The organism is Halomarina salina (assembly GCF_023074835.1).
GTDB classification, from domain to species: domain Archaea; phylum Halobacteriota; class Halobacteria; order Halobacteriales; family Haloarculaceae; genus Halomarina; species Halomarina salina.
In genome coordinates this window covers 64,683-79,198 of the sequence record NZ_JALLGW010000002.1, presented here as the reverse complement: position 1 = coordinate 79,198, position 14,516 = coordinate 64,683, and the positions used below count along the sequence as shown (strand labels likewise).

Here is a 14,516-nt window from a genome sequence, read left to right as displayed (position 1 = left end):
GTCGGTCAGTACGGCGAATCGGTAATAACGACCTCAAAGTCGTCGATGTCACCCAAGCGGTCGCCATAGCCAAGCCAGGAGGCCTCGAACGACCAGGTCCGATCCGCAGGCACCTCCAGAACGTTATCGCGGCCAGTGCCGACAACCGCGCCATCGGCGTTGTAGAACTTCGCGATGGCCTGAATGTAGCCGACTTCCTCGCCGCGATTGTTCTGCACGCCACCGTTGACGACGGCGTCATTATCTCCAACCTTCAGCTCTGTCTCACCCAGGGCGAGCCCTTCCGGAGAGAAGTTTGGTGATTGCGTCTGGAACTCCCCGCCCAGTGAGTAGTCTTCGATCTTCTCACCGTCGGACATGAGTGCGTACACCCGCGCGTTCCACGTCTCGCCGGCACCGAGCGTCCGGAGGTATTGAGTACTGTTGTCGAGATAGTTCCCGTCGCCGTCGAACCATTCTGCCTTGAGTTCGATGAGCCCCGATGGCACGTCCGCTGTATTCTCGATTTCAGCTGCTACGTACACGTCCGTACTGTACTCGCCTTCATCGACGACGAGTTCCTCACTGATGACTTCCAGAGCTGCTTCGCCAGTCGGTGTCGCCGTCTCTGGTTCCGTTTCAGTCTCCGTCGCCCGTTCCGTTGCGACGTCGTTCTCGGTGCCGCTGGTCGGCGCTGGGGTCTCCGTATCGGTCGAGGCGGGGTCGGCCGTCTTTCCTCCATCTACAGTACTCGTCTCGCCGCTTTCTGAGCAGCCTGCAAGCGCGGTCGTAGTGAGGGCTCCAGTCAGCGCTAGGTAGCGTCGTCGATTCATGACTGTCCGTCAACGAGTCAACTGATAAGCGTGTCGACGTCGATGATGGTTCAGTTCACAGACGCGTTGAGCTTCTTTTTCGCCCGACGGTTTGCGAAGTAGCCAATCACGCCCGCGACAATTGCGAGAAGCAAGAACACGAAGCCCCAGATGACAAGCCCAAGAACCGATCCGATGGCCGTCCCCGCCGCCTCCGCGCCCTCTTGCCCCTCTGTGCTGAACAGGACTGGCAGGTAAAACATAATGGGCGTGAGAATCATCTCGATGGCCATGATATACAGTCCAGTCCCGACAGCGGCAGATTTGAGCGGTTTCTGATAGAGGTAGTACGCACCGCCGACGAGGCCGATGAGAAACACGACTGGGGCTATCCCGAAGAGGTTGGCTGTCGCCCACGCGCCTAATCCACCGATCAGCAGGGCCATGATCCCGGCGGTAATGGCCAGTCCCCAATTGACACCTGTGTCTTCCTCCGCGACCGCTGCGTCAGCAGTCGCCGTGTCTGGTGTTGACATGATATACTCGCTCGGGACTCGCCGCTTATATGTGTAATTCAATAAGTCAGAACTATTGTCTTCTAAACCCCATCCGGTATGATTCGGAACCAGAATCGGAAAGGTCCCATACTTGTTGTTCAGAGGGGCAGTGCTGCTGCTCTGACAGTCTGAGTGTAATATCGGAACTCCCGGAAACGACCCTGCAAGCGGTATTACACTCTGGGTCGAGGGTCCGGTGGGGGGAAATGGAACGGAATCAGTCACTCATCATCAGCTGGCTTCAGCGTGCTCGCGTCGAGATCTTCGTCGAGCCACGCTCGTCCGTCGCCAGAGATCATGTAGACCCCACGAGCGACACGGTTGACCAGCCCGTATTTCGACAACATGCGGGCGCGCTCGCCAGCGTAGTTGTTGGTGATCCCAATGTGCTCACCCATCGTCTTGGGCGTCAGTGCGCCATGTTCGCGGAGTGCTTCGAGGATCTGGTCGTCGGCCGGCCGACTCATCCAGTCCGCGTCCATGCGCATTTCACGCCCATTTCCATCTGTGGCAAGCATAGGTACTTCGGTACAGTGACTAAACGGTGTGCGCCACTAAATCACTTGTGTTGGGCACTGCCCTATTCGTGGGAAGCACGGATGAATCTGTGGCAAACAACGATACAACTAAGTGCCAAGAACTCTCATACTCCTCTGAGTCGTTAGGTTCCGCCACGGCGTCCCGTAAAAAGGGCCCGAACCAGGGGGCCGTACCTCGGTGCTGACACACCGGGGAGCGACTCGTTCCCGACAGACGGGATGATCGCTCATGCCAACAAACGCACCCCGGTATCAAAAGTATGCGCTGAACACGCGTACACAAGCCTACATTTATCACTGGGCTGACTGGTTAAACGCGGTGCTACGCATGGGCGAATCATTCCTCCGGGAAAATTCAGCTACCCATGCAACAGAATACGTCCCGTGGAGAAGAATCCACGGATAGGACGGACGAAGACGACAGTACCGAGTTCAAGGAAACGCTGGCCGACCTCACCGGCTTCCAGCTCCACGCGCTGTGGGTTGCCGGTCGGCTCAACGCCGAGCAGCCCGCCGTCAGTGGGCAGGATATCAGCCGCGAGCTGGGCGAGCGGTTCGACGACAAGCCGACGCACGGCCGACTCTACCCGAATCTCGACACGCTGGTCAACTACGGCCTGATCGACCGCCGCCCCGAGCAGATCAACCGCCGGACGAACGCCTACGAGGTGACCGAGAAGGGGCGTGCGTTCCTCGCGTTCTACGACGAGCAGATCCACGAGGACGCGCGCACGATGGGCCTGGAGGTGCGTCGGTAATGCGGTCGGACACGCTGCACGACGACGACCCGTTCGATGAGGACCCCAAAGAGCAGTTCCAGAAGGTCTCGAAGGCGGCCATCGGCGTCCTCATCTCGGGGTCGCTCGCCGCCATCGTCGGGGGCATCCTCGTCTGGATGGCGGCCTCTCCAGCGATCGGCCTGTGGGCGGTGCCGGTCGCCATCATCGTCGCCATCGGCGCGTTCTACGTCGTCGCCGCGATTACTGGTATCGCCGCTGCCTCACGGGGGCTGTTCTGACGATGAGCGCCGAAACGACCGATCACGACCGCGGCCGGTCGGAGAATGATCGGTGGACGTTCCGCCTCGACGGCGACCTCGCCGACCAGTTCGACGAGGCCGTCGAACAGAGTACGTACGTCAATCGCTCAGAAGCGATTCGCAACCAGATCCGACAGTTCGTCGCCGAGGAGGGGGGTGCGTGATGCCTGGACTGACAGTCCCCGAGGAGTTCGACGACTGGCCGTTCGACGCACGGAACTTCGTGCTTGCCCAGGCCAACACGGCGCTGGAGCTGCGCCAGGAGATCTGCAGTCTGAGCGGAATCGCGTTCGACGAAGAACGCGAGAGCGACCGTGCGACCCAGTTCTCCAAAGAGGAGATGGCGATGCTCGTCATGGCGCTCGGCGGGCCCGACCGGAACGGAGCGGAGGCCAGCCGATGAGCGCCGACCGTGAGTCGGGGGACGCAGAGATCTCCCCACAGTCCCAGCCGCTCGCTGCAGAGGTCGGCGAGGCCATCGCCGACGCCATGCTCGAGACGGGCTCGGTCTGTCTGGACTGCTCGCTGGCCGTCCACGCCGGCAGGGCGTGGCACGACCTCGATACGCAGGCGCGCGCTCGCATCCGGAACTTCGCGGCCCAGCACGCCTCGATGCAGAACCACCGCGTCGCGACGCTCGGGCTCTCGCTGATGGACCCCGAGAGCGCGGTGCTGTTTCTCGAAGATGGCGAGCCCCAGCTGCTGCACGACGCCACGGAGGGCGACGATGTCTGAGCGCAACCCGACTGGCCTTCCGAAACAGGCCGACGTGATCGAACCCGGAGACGTCGTGCTCGACCTCGCTCAGGGGCGACCGATGCAGGTCATCGAGCGCGCCGCCGACTCTGTCGAGGAGTGGGTGGACGCGAACGACTACGACCTGCTGGGCAACTACGGCAACGCTCGCCTCGGTGCATCCGTGGACGACGCTGTCTACACGTGTGTCTACGTCAGCAACCTGAAGAGCGAGCCGTCGAACCGGTATGACTTCCCGGCTGCGCGACTCGGCCGCGTGGAAGTCGAAGCGGCACACCCTGACGGCGAGCGCATCCAGGAGGTCATTCGCCGCCAGCTTCTGACGACGATGTACGAGATAGCACTCAAGGCCGACGCCGCAGAGAGCGGCCGGCCGGACTCGTTCGTTCAGGCGCTCAACTTCTGCATCGACGGCGTCTTCGGTGACGTTAGAGACGACGCTCGGGAGATTGCCGAGGCGGAAACGCTACTGGAGGCCCACGATGACTGACCGTCTCAGCGACGTCGGAGCGTCGCTGGTCGCGGTCGGGCTGCTGTGGGCGCTGGGGGTCACCGTCGCCAGCCAGCTCGCGACCGTCCCGTTCGCGTTCCCGATCGGTATCGTCGGCGCGCTGCTCGCGTCGGTCGGGCTCATCGCCATCGCGCTGGGTGATGTCGATGACTGATACGGACACCAACACGCTCGCGAAGTTCTGTCCCCAGTGCGGGACAGACATCGCCGCGTCCCGGACCATCGCCGTCGACGACGACCTGCCGATGATCGGTGTCTGGGGCAACGGCGAAGGCTGCATTGCCGTCGAGACCGGCGAGGTCCGGCTGTACGTCCACGTGGACGGTGATGCGTCGTGAGTAAGGCTGCTGATGCCGACTCAACCGACGTGGACGAGCGGGTCGTCCGTCGACTTAAGGCAGACGACCAGCCGACGGCCGTCCGGGTGCTGCGGGCGGTCCGCGGCCAGCCGGTCGCGGCGAGCGGTCGGGACTACCAACAGACGCTCTACCGCTGCCCGGACCTCGTCGCCCGCTTCGAGAATGATGGGGCGACGGTGTTCATCCGTCGGCAGGCCGCCCGCTCTGCGTTCCAGCAGGCGACTGTCCGCGATGACCACGTCACGGTCACCGACCTCGGCGTCGTCGGCGCGGGAATGTTGCTCTCAAGCGAGGCAGAGGTGCTCCCGCTCGAGGACGTCGACGTCTTCGAGAATCCTGATGTTGACTACCGCGGCCAGGGCTTCGACGGAGGGGCGCCATGAGCTACGAGAAGCGGACCTGTCCGTACTGCGGTGACCAGGTAACGCTGCTCCCGTCGCGTCTCAGCCGGAGCTGTGACTCGATCCCGGACCCTGAGGTGAGCAACCCATGAGACGGACTGTTATCGCGCTCTGGATGGACGACCCAGAGACCACGACCATCGAATCGGCGAGTGGGCAGAATACCACCCTACAAGTCGAGGACGTCCAGGAGACGCTCGATGGCCTTCGGGTCTACTCGGGCGAGGCTGCCCACATCGGTCAGGAGAGCGTTGACCAGCCACTCATCCACGGGGATGGCTCGATCGAGATGACGACCCAGTCCGTCGAGACCCGGACTCGCGCCGAGTGGTTCGCCGTCCCCGATGCCCCGACGCCGTTTGCAGCCATCAACACCAGTGATGGCGACTTCGTCCGGTCGATGCTCAGCAGGCAGACCGGCGCGTACCTCAGAGACGCCGAGTACTACCTGACCGGCCTCGTCGACGAGCTCGAGGACCGCCACGACCCAACGTGGTGGCAGGTCGGCTGGAGTGACGAAGACGACCCCGGCGAGTCGGGCATGTTCTACCCGAACACGTACGACGACAGCGACCAGGCCGCCGAACAGTTCGCCGACCGTGGACTGCGTCGGAACCTCAACCAGGTCGGCTTCAGCTACTTCGGCGAGGAGATCGTCCGCGGGACGGTCGCCGGGTCGGGCTACCTCGAGCTCTACAGTCCGAGCGACTGGGGGGTCCCCGAGATGGCTCGCTACCTCATGACGACTGCCATCCCGCACGCGTACGTCCCCGAGACTGACACCGGCGGCGAGGCCGTCCAGCGGACTCTCGGCGGCGGGACGACCGACGACGTCTCCTGCGACCAGTGTGGTCGTGAGACCGACGTCGAGGAGATCGGCGACCAGGAGCTGTGTATCGTGTGCCGCGACCAGCGCGACGAGTCGGCGACCGGAGGGACAGCATGAGCATGGCTCGCCCGAATCAGTACCGCGAGCAGGACGGCCACGTCATGGCCCATCCACACATCCAGTGGATGTGGGACCAGCGCGCTCGGCGGGAGTGGGACGGCTACAACGTCCGCGCCGCCTGGCGACAGGCCGAGCCGGTCGTGACGCCCAACACTTCGGGCGCGGCGTACGCTCGCCTGCACGTCGAGGCGGCGATGATCCTCGTCGCGAAGTGGGGCTTTCTGACGACCGCAATCGACTTCCACGAGTGCTCGCGGGGTGTCCAGGCGCAGATCGTCGACCAGCTCGACGTCACGCTCGTCGACCTCGGGGTGGATGACGATGAGTGAGGACGTTAGACCTTCGCAGGGTGTCGAACAGAAGCCGAAGATTGTCCGCGACGGATTCGAGACGGTTCCGAACGCTCTACGAACCGACAACCTCGCCGTTCGTTGTACCGCCCCCGAACACCTCGGTGACGACGCCGAGTGTAGTGGTTGGTGCGAAAGCTTCGACATAGACCCGTCTGACGTGCGAGTCGACGGGTATGGCTATCTCCACTTCGCTGACCACGTGCCGACGGAGTGCCCCGAGTGCGGCGGTGGGCTGCTGGCGTATAACGGCGTGCAGGTGAACTTCTATGTCTGAACGACCCTCCACGAAGGTCGAACAGGACGCCACCGCGCCGGAGTTCGACGGGCACGTTGACGACGCCCTGTTCCGACTCAAGAACTCGCGTGACGTGATGTACGTCGACCCGAACGGGTACAGCGGCCGTCAGGCGACGATTGGCGTTACCTACATCCACCACGAGGCTGGCCGCTTTACGGCCATCACCGAGAACCTGTTCGGTTCCAGGCGAGGGATCGTCCCGGAGCGGAAGGTCGCCTCGTTCGTCCGCAAACACGGCTGTGCGTTCGTTGCTCCGGCGGAGGTGCCCGACTATGTCCGATAGGTCCACCGAGAGCGTCGCGCGGCGACTCGGAGTGCTGGGAAGGCAGCTGGATAGTGACGAATCCGTGCAAATCGGATTTCACAATACGAAGTCGCGGGTGCACCATGACTGACAAGAAACACCCCTCAGAGATGACGAACCAGGAACTGCTCGAAGAGATCGCCTCGTACGACGAGGAGAAGTACCCGCTGGCTCGGCGTGCACGTCGTGCACTCGAGGCCGGTCAGTCCTCCGAGGAGGCTGGTTCGCCATGAGCGGTGCCCTCCATGACCTCACGCCGGAACGCCGCACTGCTGTCGAACCGCTCACGAAACTCTGCAAAACTCTCGACCGGCCGCTCCTCGTCCGCGTTGCTGGCGGATTCGAACGTGTCGTCCTCGATGTCGTCGACCTCCAGGGCGACCTCGTCAGTCAGCGCGTGGGCACACGACGGACAGAACGTCTCCGATCCACGGAGGGGGTCTTTACACGACGGGCACTGGCTGAGTCGGTGCCGGGGCGTGGCGCTGTCGTCATCCTCGCCGATATCGTAGTGGTTGAAGACGACATCGTTCAGCTCCTCGTCGGTGACGCGACTGTACGTCTCGAACTCGCGGGAGTCTTTCCCCCAGCCGACGCGGTGTTTGATGACCTGCTCGCTCTGCTGGTCGCGAATCCATCGCGAGATCGCACTGCCGCGAAACAGATGGGCGTGGACACGCTCGCCGCTCAGGCCAGCTCGTTCGGCGATGTCGGTGATGCGGCTCGCGGCGTACTGCTGGGTGAGTGCGCCGTCTTCGCTGTCGTCGTAGTGACTCGTCTTGTGGATGAGCGCCGCGCTCGGGATGTCCGGGCGAGGATGCTCGGCGAGCCAGTTCGCGACGTAAGCTCGCGACCACGTCAGCGCCTTCGGGCCGTCGTCGCCCTTGACGTTCGCCTCTTCGTTGATGGTGAGCGTCGACCGGCGCTGCTCGAAGTTGACGTGGCACATCTGAAAACTCAGAATCGCCCCGATGCGCAGCCCAGTGTCGTCGAGCAGGGCGAGCATCGCGCGGTCGCGGGCGTTCGAACACGCGTCCAGCAGGGCGTCGACGTCCTCGGGTGTGAGTTCCTCGTCGGGGTCGTGCTTTCGCTCGGGCGACGGGCCGACGGTGACGTCATCTGCCCAGTCGACGTCTCGCCACTGGCAGAACTTCCGCAGCGCCTTCATGTAGTTACGGATGGTGCCTTCCGAGAGGCCGTGGTGGTCTTCGAGGCGGAGTTTGAACGCGTTGACGTCCTCGACGCTCTCGAATCCCGTCACCGGTCCGCCAGCACGCTCGGCGGCGAGGCGCATCCGGTTGAGGTGGCCGACGACGGTGCCCAGCGAGTCGACGTCAGAGTCGTTCGTCCGGAGGTGGACGACCCAGCGCCCGATGGCGTCACGATCCGCGTCGTCGATATCGGCGGCCTCGAGCTTCTCCATCTGGTTGTCGTACTTCCGTTGGTATCCTTGGACGTCGTCGGCGTCGACCATGACGAACAGATTGTAGGCCGTCGGGATTATCAAGACTCTGCCCGTAATCCGCCCGGGACTATCCTGCGAGCGATAGCGAGCAGTGACAGTCACAACGCGGATTCGACACCCAGAGCACGAGCGGAGCGAGGCGGCTCTGCCGCCTCGGAATGCGCGAACGGCGGAGCCGTGAGCGGAGCGAATTCGCGTGGTTCGAATCCACCTACCATCGTGCCGCAGGAAGAGTGCTGCGAGAAGCAGTGTGCGTACCGACCTGGCCTACATGTACGCCGCGTCCCAGCGCGTCGCCTTGCTGACGTTGCCACACTCGTTGCACTCGATGCGGCCCATCGTGTCGACGGCGACGTCCATGCTCTCGCAGTTCGAGCAGTAGTACCCCCACCGGTCGCTCCGGTTCGTGTCGGTGTAGACGGCGAGGAACGGGGCGAGCGTGGCCCGGCTGGAGTCGTTGTGGTCGATGTACAGTTCCCGGCCCTCGTCGGTCGTGACGGGTTCGAGCTCCTCGGGGTCGTCCTCGACGTAGATGTTCTCGACGTAGTCCGAGCCGTCGATGTCTACCTTGTCGCCGCCGACCTTCACGAAGCCGAGGTGCTCGTAGAAGTCGTTGCCGGCGGTGTTGTCCCGGAGGACGCGTCCGCGCATCCGACTCGCGCCCATCTCCGAGAGTCGCTCGCGCGTCGCCTCGAACAGGCGGCGGGCGTAGCCGTCCCCGCGGTAGTCCGGGTCGACGTGGAGCCAGTTCAGGTCGCCGTCGCCGTCCTGTTCGACCAGTGCGGCCTCGCTGAAGCCGAGGACGTCACCGTCGTCGTCCTCGGCGACGAGCACGACGAGGTCCTCGTCGTCGAGCTTCGTCTCGAGGCTCTCGTCGTCGTACCACTGGGCGACGGCCCCCTCGATGGTCTGCGGACTGAGCGTGTACGAGGCCTCCATCGAGCGGTGGGCTACCTCCCGTATCGCGTCGGCGTCGGCTGATTCCGCACCACGAATCTTCATACCCCCGCCACTCGGGGGGGACAGATAAAGGTACCCGCGAGAAGGCTCCGTCCGTTCGCGAGACCGTCAGAATCGGCGCTCTCGGCGTGAGTATCACTCGTGAGTGAGACTCACTCCAGTTCGAACGTGACGCGCTCCTTCCCGCTCCCCTGGGTCGTCCGCCCCGTCACGTGTACCGACCCGACGTCACGCGTGTTCGAGACGTGTGTGCCAGCACAGGCAGTCCGGTCGAACGGTGCGTCGTCGCCGTCGTCGCTGTCGCTGCTATCCTCCGCGTCCTCGGACCCCTGCGCCCCGGCGACTTCGACGATGCGCAGGTCGGTGATGCTCGACGGGAGGAGATCGATGCGGGTCCGTTCGGGGTCGAGGGTGGCCTCGGCCTCCGCCCGGTCCATCGTGTACCACGTGACGGGCCGTGCGTCGTCGACCAAATCGTTCAGCCGCGTCTCGATACGGTCGAGGTCGTCGTCGGTGAACCGGTCGTAGGCCGCGTCGAGGCGGGCGTACTCGCTCGAAAGCTGGTTGCCGACCGTCTCGGCGTCGAACTCGTCGAGGAGGACCGCCGAGAGGAGGTGCTGGGCCGTGTGGTAGCGCATGTGCGCCCAGCGACGCTCCCAGTCCAGTTCCCCGACGACCCTCGCGCCCTCGGGTGGAACGTCCGCTCCACCGTCGACCGGTTCGAGTTCGTGGTAGACGGTGTCGCGTTTCTGGACATCGACGACGCGCCACTCTCGGTCGGTGTCGTCGCCATCGTCCGCGAACGTCAGCGTCCCGTGGTCTGACGGTTGCCCACCGCCCTCGGGGTAGAACAGCGTCGCGTCGAGGACGACCCGGTCGTCGAGCGTCCGCTCGACGGTCGCCTCGAATCGGCGTGCGTTCGAATCCGTCAGATAGCGCTGGTCCGTCACGGCGAACCGTCAGACCTGCGGAGTATTTTAGCTGTCGTAAGCCTCAAGAGCGGAACTGTTGTAATTACGCCCAATATGAACGAGTTCACCCTCCGGAGGTGGTAGCGTGGGGGTCGAAATCCGCGAATCTCCCGTCTCTGACGAAGAGTTCGACCGTATGAAGACGTTCGTCCACGACTACCTCTCCGCGAGCGTCCAGAGCGAGGACACCGGCGGCCGAATGCGCTGGTACCCGTGGCACTCCGCGGACTACCGGTACAACCACATCCTCAACGTCGTCGACCTCGCGACGGGCATCGCCGAACGCGAGGGGGCGAACGTGGACGTCGTCCGCGTCGCGGCGCTGTTCCACGACATCTCGAAACTCGAGGCCGACCAGGACGTCCACGCCGAGGAGGGCGCGCGGGTCGCCCGCGAGTTCCTCCAGAGCCACAGCGACTACCCCGAGTCCTTCGTCGAGGAGGTGTGTGAGTCCATCGTCGACCACTCCTACCAGGGGCCGCTGTCGGACCTCTCGCTCGAGACGCAGTGTCTCATCGAGGCCGACCTGCTCGACAAGGTGGGCGCGAACGGGACGACGCTGATGCTCCTGCGGATGGGCTACGAGGCCCGGACGCACATGGACGCCAGCGAGATGGTCTCGCGCGTCCTCGAACGCGGCGAGGACGCCGTCGAGCGCATCGAGTCCGACACCGCCGAGAGCATCGCCCACCAGCGACTCAAGCGCGTCCGCTGGTTTCAGGAGTGGCTGGAGGGCGAAGTCGCCGAGATGGAGACGGCCGCGGACCCGCTCGACGAACTGCGCTGAGTCGGTCCAGCGGCCCCACCGCTCGGCGACGACTCACCCGAGCAGCGTCGTCAGCGCGTCGTAGAGGAAGAACAGGCCGAACCCCGCGAGGACGAGTGCGCTGAGCGCCGCGACGACCGGCGTCAGGCGCTCGACGCGCCGTTCGGCCGCCACGAGCGCGGCCGGGAAGCCGGTTACCCAGCACGCGATACCGCCGAACATCCCGACGAGCAGCGCGGGACTCCCCGTCTCGACGACGAGCAGTCCCGCCAGCGACGCCGACACCTCCGCGAGCACGTCGAGCGTCCCCGGTTCGAGCAGGCCGACGCCGACGGTCAACCAGAAGAGTACCTGGTAGGGGTTCGTGATGGCGAGCGCGAACGCCTTCCTGAACCCCTTGCCGTCGGTCCCCTCGCTCCGGAAGCCCGACCGGAACTCGGTCGCGGCACCGTACGCGAAGTAGAGCATCAGCGCGCCGCCGACGGCGACCATCGCGGCGTGGACGGTCGGGTAGCGCTCGACGACGCTCACCACCCCCAGCAGCGCGCCGACCATGAACACGAGGTCCGCGACCATCGCGCCGAGTCCAGCCCGGAACCCAGACGACCAGCCGTTGACGACGCTCTCCTCGGCGATGACGGCGTTCATCGGGCCGGGCGGGGCGGCGAGCGCGAGGCCGAACACCCCGCCTGCGAGCGCTGTCGTGAGCAGTGCCATCTACGCGGAACCTCGCGCCCGTCGGGAAAAACGCGTTCGGAAGGCGACGGTTCGTCGTGGGGCCCAGTCCGCCGAGCGTTCAAGTACCAGCACGAGTCCACCGTCGCCGTGCGCTGACCGCCGTCACGAGCGCTTCGGCGAGGCATCGTCCTCGACCCGCGACCGACATCTCGCGGCGTGCGACACACCGCTCGTGTCCGGATCCCCCGATCCGCACTGAGTGTCGCCTGCTCACCCTCGATGTCCTCAGATGCCCTGACCCATCAGGTGGCTGCGGAGCAGGTCGGCGTCCTTGCTTCCTGCAGAGGTGTTGACCAGCACCAGCGTCGCGTCCTCGTCGAACTCGTCGGCCCGCGCCCACGCGGCGCTCGCGGCTGCCGCCGCCGAGACGCCCATCTCGACTCCTTCGTGGCTCGCTACCGTCGCCGCACTGGACAGGATGTCGTCGTCGTCGGTCGCCACCGCACCGCCGTCGCTCTCGCGGAGCGCCGTCTGGACCAACCGACCACCGGGCGGGTCGGGGTCCTCCAGTCCGCCGCAGACGGTGTCCGGCACCTCCCACGGTTCGTGGGTCGCCTCGCCGGCCTCGAACGCCTCGGTGACGGGCGCACAACCGCTGGACTCGCAGGCGTACAGCGGGGGCACCTCGTCGACCAGGCCGAGGTCCCGGAACTCCCGAGCGCCTTTGTGGAACCCGACCAGCCCGTCGGTCCCCTCCTGCGGGTAGAAGACCGCGTCGGGGACCTCCCAGTCCAGTCCCTCCAGCACTTCGTAGGCGAGCGTCTTCGCCCCCTCGTGACGGTACGGCGTCGCGAACGCCGCCAGCGAGTACCACGACTCGTCGGCGAGCGTCTCCGCGAACGCGGAGCGAGCGTCGGGGAGCCGCCCCTCGACGACGCGCATGTCGCCGCCGTGGACGTTGATCATCGCCTTGTTGACGAACGTCGACCGCGAGGGGACGAACGAGTGACTGGCGAGACCGGCGCGTGCGGCGTACGCCGCCATCGACTGCCCGGCGTCGCCCGTGGTCGCCAGCGCGACGTCCTCGGCGTCGTGCTGGGCGGCCGCCGCGACGGCCATCGCCAGTCCGCGGTCTTTCACCGTGCCGGTCGGGTTCTGCCCCTCGTCCTTGATGAAGACCCGTCCCACACCGAGTTCCTCGGCGAGTCGCGGTGCCTCGACGAGCGGTGTCGCCCCCTCGCCCAGCCACGCCCGTTGCTCGGCCGGGAAGGGGAGCAGGTCGTTGTACTTCGCCGGACCTGCCGGTCGGGAGTCGAGCTGTTCGCGCGAGAGCTGTATCGACTCGTAGTCGTACGTCGCGTCCAGCGGCTTCCCGTCGGGATGGTGGCTGGTCGTCGCCTCGAACCGCTCGCCCGTCTCCGGGCAGACCAGTCCCTCGAACGCCGAAGTCGTCTCCATGGCTACCGGTTTCGTCGGACGCGACAAAGCCGTGTCCGTCTGCCGCCGTGGTGGGCTTTTTCTCCCCGCCGCGAGTGGCTCGGTGTATGTCACGGGTAGCCGTCGTCGGCGGTGGACTGGCGGGACTGGTCGCGGCCCGCCGCCTCGCCGAGTCCGGTCACGACGTCGAGTTGTTGGAGCGTGAGCGGACTGTCGGTGGTCGGGTCCGGACGGTCCACGAGGACGGGTTCACCTTCGACCGCGGGTTCCAGGTGCTGTTCACTGAATACCCGGCGGTCCAGCGCGAACTCGACCTCCGTGCGCTCTCGTTGCGCCGGTTCGTCCCCGGCGCGGTGCTCGCCCGTCCCGGCCACCGGTCGGTGCTGTCAGACCCGCGCCGGGACTTCGGGGCCATCTCGGAGACGCTGTTCAACCGCGAGGTGAGCTGGGGTGACAAGGTCCGAACGCTCAGACTCCAGCGTGACCTCGCAGACCGGGACCCAGACGCCATCCTCGACGGTCGCGACCAGTCCATCGAGTCGTACCTCGCCGACCGGGGATTCTCGCGGCGGTACGTCGAGAACTTCGCCGCACCGTTCTACGGCGGTATCACCCTCGACCGGTCGCTGTCGTCGTCGAGCCTCGTCTTCGAGTACACGTTCAAGATGCTGGCGGAGGGCGACATCGCCGTCCCGGCCGACGGGATGGGCGCTATCGGCGACCAGTTAGCCGACCGCGCGACCGCAGCGGGAGCGACCGTCAGGACCGGCGTCACCGTCGACTCGCTGGAGACGACGACCGACGGCGTCCGCCTCACGACCGACGCCGGGGACGTGAGCGCGGACGCGGCGGTGGTCGCGACCGACCCGCGGACGACCGCCGAGTTGACCGGCGTCGGGACGCCCACCGAACCGCGCTCCTGTGTCACGCAGTACTTCTCGCTGCCGCGGCACGTCGACCTGGAGACGGGGAAGCGCCTGATACTCAACACGGCCGACGAGCGTCCGAACGAGGTCGCTCCGCTGTCCACGGTCGCCCCGGAGTACGCGCCCGACGGCGAGCAACTGCTCTCGGCGACGTTCCTGGGGACCCCCGACGAGGACGACGAGACGCTCGCCACCGAGGTTCGCGACGCACTGGGTTCGTGGTTCCCCTCGCGTCGGTTCTCCGAACTCGACCTCCTCCGGACCGACCGGGTCGAGTTCGCGCAGTTCGCCCAGCCACCGGGGTTCCGGGCGTCGCTCCCGGACGCCGACGCACCCGACGGTCCGGTCGTCCTCGCGGGAGACTACACGCAGTGGTCGTCGCTCAACGGCGCACTCGACAGCGGTCGCGTCGCCGTCGACGCCGTCGAGAGTCACCTGGAGACCCAGTAGAATCGG

The 14,516-nt window shown here is 65.5% G+C and carries 24 protein-coding genes; 16 read left to right on the top strand and 8 right to left on the bottom strand.

The features are described from left to right. Window positions 1–5 precede the first annotated feature (5 nt). The 3 genes from MX571_RS16225 to MX571_RS16215 all read right to left on the bottom strand — a co-directional run bounded on the left by MX571_RS16225 (window position 6) and on the right by MX571_RS16215 (window position 1,830). The gene (locus tag MX571_RS16225) at window positions 6–812 is read right to left on the bottom strand and encodes an FxLYD domain-containing protein (protein WP_247418675.1); all 807 of its coding nucleotides are present in this window, start codon (window positions 810–812) and stop codon (window positions 6–8) included. Window positions 813–862: 50 nt separating this feature from the next. Then, on the bottom strand, window positions 863–1,327 hold the full coding sequence (locus MX571_RS16220) for a hypothetical protein (RefSeq protein WP_247418672.1): 465 nt from the start codon (window positions 1,325–1,327) through the stop codon (window positions 863–865). Window positions 1,328–1,569: 242 nt separating this feature from the next. Beyond that, complete coding sequence (locus MX571_RS16215) at window positions 1,570–1,830, bottom strand: winged helix-turn-helix domain-containing protein (RefSeq protein ID WP_247418671.1); 261 nt, start codon at window positions 1,828–1,830, stop codon at window positions 1,570–1,572. A 422-nt stretch (window positions 1,831–2,252) separates the two neighbouring features. On the opposite strand from MX571_RS16215, the gene MX571_RS16210 reads away from it, so the two are divergent. From MX571_RS16210 to MX571_RS16145, 14 genes are all read left to right on the top strand, one after another. After that, window positions 2,253–2,645, top strand: coding sequence for a PadR family transcriptional regulator (locus tag MX571_RS16210; protein WP_247418670.1), 393 nt, complete (start codon window positions 2,253–2,255; stop codon window positions 2,643–2,645). Next, window positions 2,645–2,905 carry a hypothetical protein gene (locus MX571_RS16205; RefSeq protein WP_247418669.1) on the top strand — a complete coding sequence of 87 codons (261 nt, stop codon included), beginning with the start codon at window positions 2,645–2,647 and terminating at the stop codon, window positions 2,903–2,905. The genes MX571_RS16210 and MX571_RS16205 overlap by 1 nt, the downstream gene beginning before the upstream one ends. Window positions 2,906–2,907: 2 nt before the next feature. Beyond that, on the top strand, window positions 2,908–3,090 hold the full coding sequence (locus tag MX571_RS16200) for a ribbon-helix-helix domain-containing protein (RefSeq protein WP_247418668.1): 183 nt from the start codon (window positions 2,908–2,910) through the stop codon (window positions 3,088–3,090). Then, window positions 3,090–3,329, top strand: a complete 240-nt coding sequence (locus MX571_RS16195; protein WP_247418667.1) for a hypothetical protein — start codon at window positions 3,090–3,092, stop codon at window positions 3,327–3,329. The genes MX571_RS16200 and MX571_RS16195 overlap by 1 nt, the downstream gene beginning before the upstream one ends. Then, window positions 3,326–3,661: a hypothetical protein gene (locus MX571_RS16190; RefSeq protein WP_247418666.1), complete on the top strand. Its 336-nt coding sequence runs from the start codon at window positions 3,326–3,328 to the stop codon at window positions 3,659–3,661. Before MX571_RS16195 ends, MX571_RS16190 begins: the two co-directional genes overlap by 4 nt. Next, window positions 3,654–4,172 (top strand): hypothetical protein, encoded by a 519-nt coding sequence (locus tag MX571_RS16185; protein ID WP_247418665.1) that lies wholly within the window; start codon window positions 3,654–3,656, stop codon window positions 4,170–4,172. The genes MX571_RS16190 and MX571_RS16185 overlap by 8 nt, the downstream gene beginning before the upstream one ends. Continuing rightward, on the top strand, window positions 4,165–4,347 hold the full coding sequence (locus tag MX571_RS16180; protein ID WP_247418664.1) for a hypothetical protein: 183 nt from the start codon (window positions 4,165–4,167) through the stop codon (window positions 4,345–4,347). Before MX571_RS16185 ends, MX571_RS16180 begins: the two co-directional genes overlap by 8 nt. Continuing rightward, on the top strand, window positions 4,340–4,531 hold the full coding sequence (locus tag MX571_RS16175) for a hypothetical protein (RefSeq protein WP_247418662.1): 192 nt from the start codon (window positions 4,340–4,342) through the stop codon (window positions 4,529–4,531). The genes MX571_RS16180 and MX571_RS16175 overlap by 8 nt, the downstream gene beginning before the upstream one ends. Further along, window positions 4,528–4,935 carry a hypothetical protein gene (locus MX571_RS16170; RefSeq protein WP_247418661.1) on the top strand — a complete coding sequence of 136 codons (408 nt, stop codon included), beginning with the start codon at window positions 4,528–4,530 and terminating at the stop codon, window positions 4,933–4,935. The genes MX571_RS16175 and MX571_RS16170 overlap by 4 nt, the downstream gene beginning before the upstream one ends. A 106-nt stretch (window positions 4,936–5,041) precedes the next feature. Then, entirely contained in the window at window positions 5,042–5,899 is an 858-nt protein-coding gene (locus MX571_RS16165) for a hypothetical protein (RefSeq protein WP_247418659.1), read from the top strand. After that, window positions 5,896–6,231: a hypothetical protein gene (locus tag MX571_RS16160; RefSeq protein WP_247418658.1), complete on the top strand. Its 336-nt coding sequence runs from the start codon at window positions 5,896–5,898 to the stop codon at window positions 6,229–6,231. The genes MX571_RS16165 and MX571_RS16160 overlap by 4 nt, the downstream gene beginning before the upstream one ends. Beyond that, the gene (locus MX571_RS16155; RefSeq protein ID WP_247418656.1) at window positions 6,224–6,529 is read left to right on the top strand and encodes a hypothetical protein; all 306 of its coding nucleotides are present in this window, start codon (window positions 6,224–6,226) and stop codon (window positions 6,527–6,529) included. Before MX571_RS16160 ends, MX571_RS16155 begins: the two co-directional genes overlap by 8 nt. Then, window positions 6,522–6,836 carry a hypothetical protein gene (locus MX571_RS16150; RefSeq protein WP_247418654.1) on the top strand — a complete coding sequence of 105 codons (315 nt, stop codon included), beginning with the start codon at window positions 6,522–6,524 and terminating at the stop codon, window positions 6,834–6,836. The genes MX571_RS16155 and MX571_RS16150 overlap by 8 nt, the downstream gene beginning before the upstream one ends. A 104-nt stretch (window positions 6,837–6,940) precedes the next feature. Next, window positions 6,941–7,090 (top strand): hypothetical protein, encoded by a 150-nt coding sequence (locus MX571_RS16145; protein ID WP_247418652.1) that lies wholly within the window; start codon window positions 6,941–6,943, stop codon window positions 7,088–7,090. On the opposite strand, the gene MX571_RS16140 is transcribed toward MX571_RS16145, so the two are convergent. The 3 genes from MX571_RS16140 to MX571_RS16130 all read right to left on the bottom strand — a co-directional run bounded on the left by MX571_RS16140 (window position 7,060) and on the right by MX571_RS16130 (window position 10,232). Then, the gene (locus MX571_RS16140) at window positions 7,060–8,364 is read right to left on the bottom strand and encodes a tyrosine-type recombinase/integrase (protein WP_247418650.1); all 1,305 of its coding nucleotides are present in this window, start codon (window positions 8,362–8,364) and stop codon (window positions 7,060–7,062) included. The two genes, MX571_RS16145 and MX571_RS16140, sit on opposite strands and share 31 nt — an antisense overlap. Window positions 8,365–8,589: 225 nt before the next feature. Continuing rightward, window positions 8,590–9,324, bottom strand: coding sequence for a GNAT family N-acetyltransferase (locus MX571_RS16135; RefSeq protein WP_247418648.1), 735 nt, complete (start codon window positions 9,322–9,324; stop codon window positions 8,590–8,592). A gap of 110 nt (window positions 9,325–9,434) precedes the next feature. Further along, window positions 9,435–10,232, bottom strand: a complete 798-nt coding sequence (locus MX571_RS16130) for an alanyl-tRNA editing protein (RefSeq protein ID WP_247418646.1) — start codon at window positions 10,230–10,232, stop codon at window positions 9,435–9,437. Window positions 10,233–10,338: 106 nt separating this feature from the next. On the opposite strand from MX571_RS16130, the gene MX571_RS16125 reads away from it, so the two are divergent. Next, the gene (locus tag MX571_RS16125) at window positions 10,339–11,040 is read left to right on the top strand and encodes an HD domain-containing protein (RefSeq protein ID WP_247418644.1); all 702 of its coding nucleotides are present in this window, start codon (window positions 10,339–10,341) and stop codon (window positions 11,038–11,040) included. Between the two features lie 33 nt (window positions 11,041–11,073). Here MX571_RS16125 and MX571_RS16120 read toward each other — a convergent pair whose 3' ends face one another. Continuing rightward, window positions 11,074–11,703: a LysE family translocator gene (locus MX571_RS16120; protein WP_379751923.1), complete on the bottom strand. Its 630-nt coding sequence runs from the start codon at window positions 11,701–11,703 to the stop codon at window positions 11,074–11,076. Between the two features lie 279 nt (window positions 11,704–11,982). Further along, window positions 11,983–13,155 carry a threonine synthase gene (locus MX571_RS16115; RefSeq protein ID WP_247418640.1) on the bottom strand — a complete coding sequence of 391 codons (1,173 nt, stop codon included), beginning with the start codon at window positions 13,153–13,155 and terminating at the stop codon, window positions 11,983–11,985. An 86-nt stretch (window positions 13,156–13,241) separates the two neighbouring features. Between MX571_RS16115 and MX571_RS16110 the strand changes: the two genes are divergently transcribed. Beyond that, a complete protein-coding gene (locus MX571_RS16110) occupies window positions 13,242–14,510 on the top strand; it encodes an NAD(P)/FAD-dependent oxidoreductase (RefSeq protein ID WP_247418639.1) in 1,269 nt (422 codons plus the stop codon). The last annotated feature ends 6 nt before the right edge of the window (window positions 14,511–14,516 follow it).

Coding starts and splice junctions, on each gene's coding strand:
- MX571_RS16225 (WP_247418675.1), bottom strand. CDS start 812: ATGAATCGACGACGCTACCTAGCGCTGACTGGAGCCCTCACTACGACC.
- MX571_RS16220 (WP_247418672.1), bottom strand. CDS start 1,327: ATGTCAACACCAGACACGGCGACTGCTGACGCAGCGGTCGCGGAGGAA.
- MX571_RS16215 (WP_247418671.1), bottom strand. CDS start 1,830: ATGGACGCGGACTGGATGAGTCGGCCGGCCGACGACCAGATCCTCGAA.
- MX571_RS16210 (WP_247418670.1), top strand. CDS start 2,253: ATGCAACAGAATACGTCCCGTGGAGAAGAATCCACGGATAGGACGGAC.
- MX571_RS16205 (WP_247418669.1), top strand. CDS start 2,645: ATGCGGTCGGACACGCTGCACGACGACGACCCGTTCGATGAGGACCCC.
- MX571_RS16200 (WP_247418668.1), top strand. CDS start 2,908: ATGAGCGCCGAAACGACCGATCACGACCGCGGCCGGTCGGAGAATGAT.
- MX571_RS16195 (WP_247418667.1), top strand. CDS start 3,090: ATGCCTGGACTGACAGTCCCCGAGGAGTTCGACGACTGGCCGTTCGAC.
- MX571_RS16190 (WP_247418666.1), top strand. CDS start 3,326: ATGAGCGCCGACCGTGAGTCGGGGGACGCAGAGATCTCCCCACAGTCC.
- MX571_RS16185 (WP_247418665.1), top strand. CDS start 3,654: ATGTCTGAGCGCAACCCGACTGGCCTTCCGAAACAGGCCGACGTGATC.
- MX571_RS16180 (WP_247418664.1), top strand. CDS start 4,165: ATGACTGACCGTCTCAGCGACGTCGGAGCGTCGCTGGTCGCGGTCGGG.
- MX571_RS16175 (WP_247418662.1), top strand. CDS start 4,340: ATGACTGATACGGACACCAACACGCTCGCGAAGTTCTGTCCCCAGTGC.
- MX571_RS16165 (WP_247418659.1), top strand. CDS start 5,042: ATGAGACGGACTGTTATCGCGCTCTGGATGGACGACCCAGAGACCACG.
- MX571_RS16160 (WP_247418658.1), top strand. CDS start 5,896: ATGAGCATGGCTCGCCCGAATCAGTACCGCGAGCAGGACGGCCACGTC.
- MX571_RS16155 (WP_247418656.1), top strand. CDS start 6,224: ATGAGTGAGGACGTTAGACCTTCGCAGGGTGTCGAACAGAAGCCGAAG.
- MX571_RS16150 (WP_247418654.1), top strand. CDS start 6,522: ATGTCTGAACGACCCTCCACGAAGGTCGAACAGGACGCCACCGCGCCG.
- MX571_RS16145 (WP_247418652.1), top strand. CDS start 6,941: ATGACTGACAAGAAACACCCCTCAGAGATGACGAACCAGGAACTGCTC.
- MX571_RS16135 (WP_247418648.1), bottom strand. CDS start 9,324: ATGAAGATTCGTGGTGCGGAATCAGCCGACGCCGACGCGATACGGGAG.
- MX571_RS16115 (WP_247418640.1), bottom strand. CDS start 13,155: ATGGAGACGACTTCGGCGTTCGAGGGACTGGTCTGCCCGGAGACGGGC.
- MX571_RS16110 (WP_247418639.1), top strand. CDS start 13,242: ATGTCACGGGTAGCCGTCGTCGGCGGTGGACTGGCGGGACTGGTCGCG.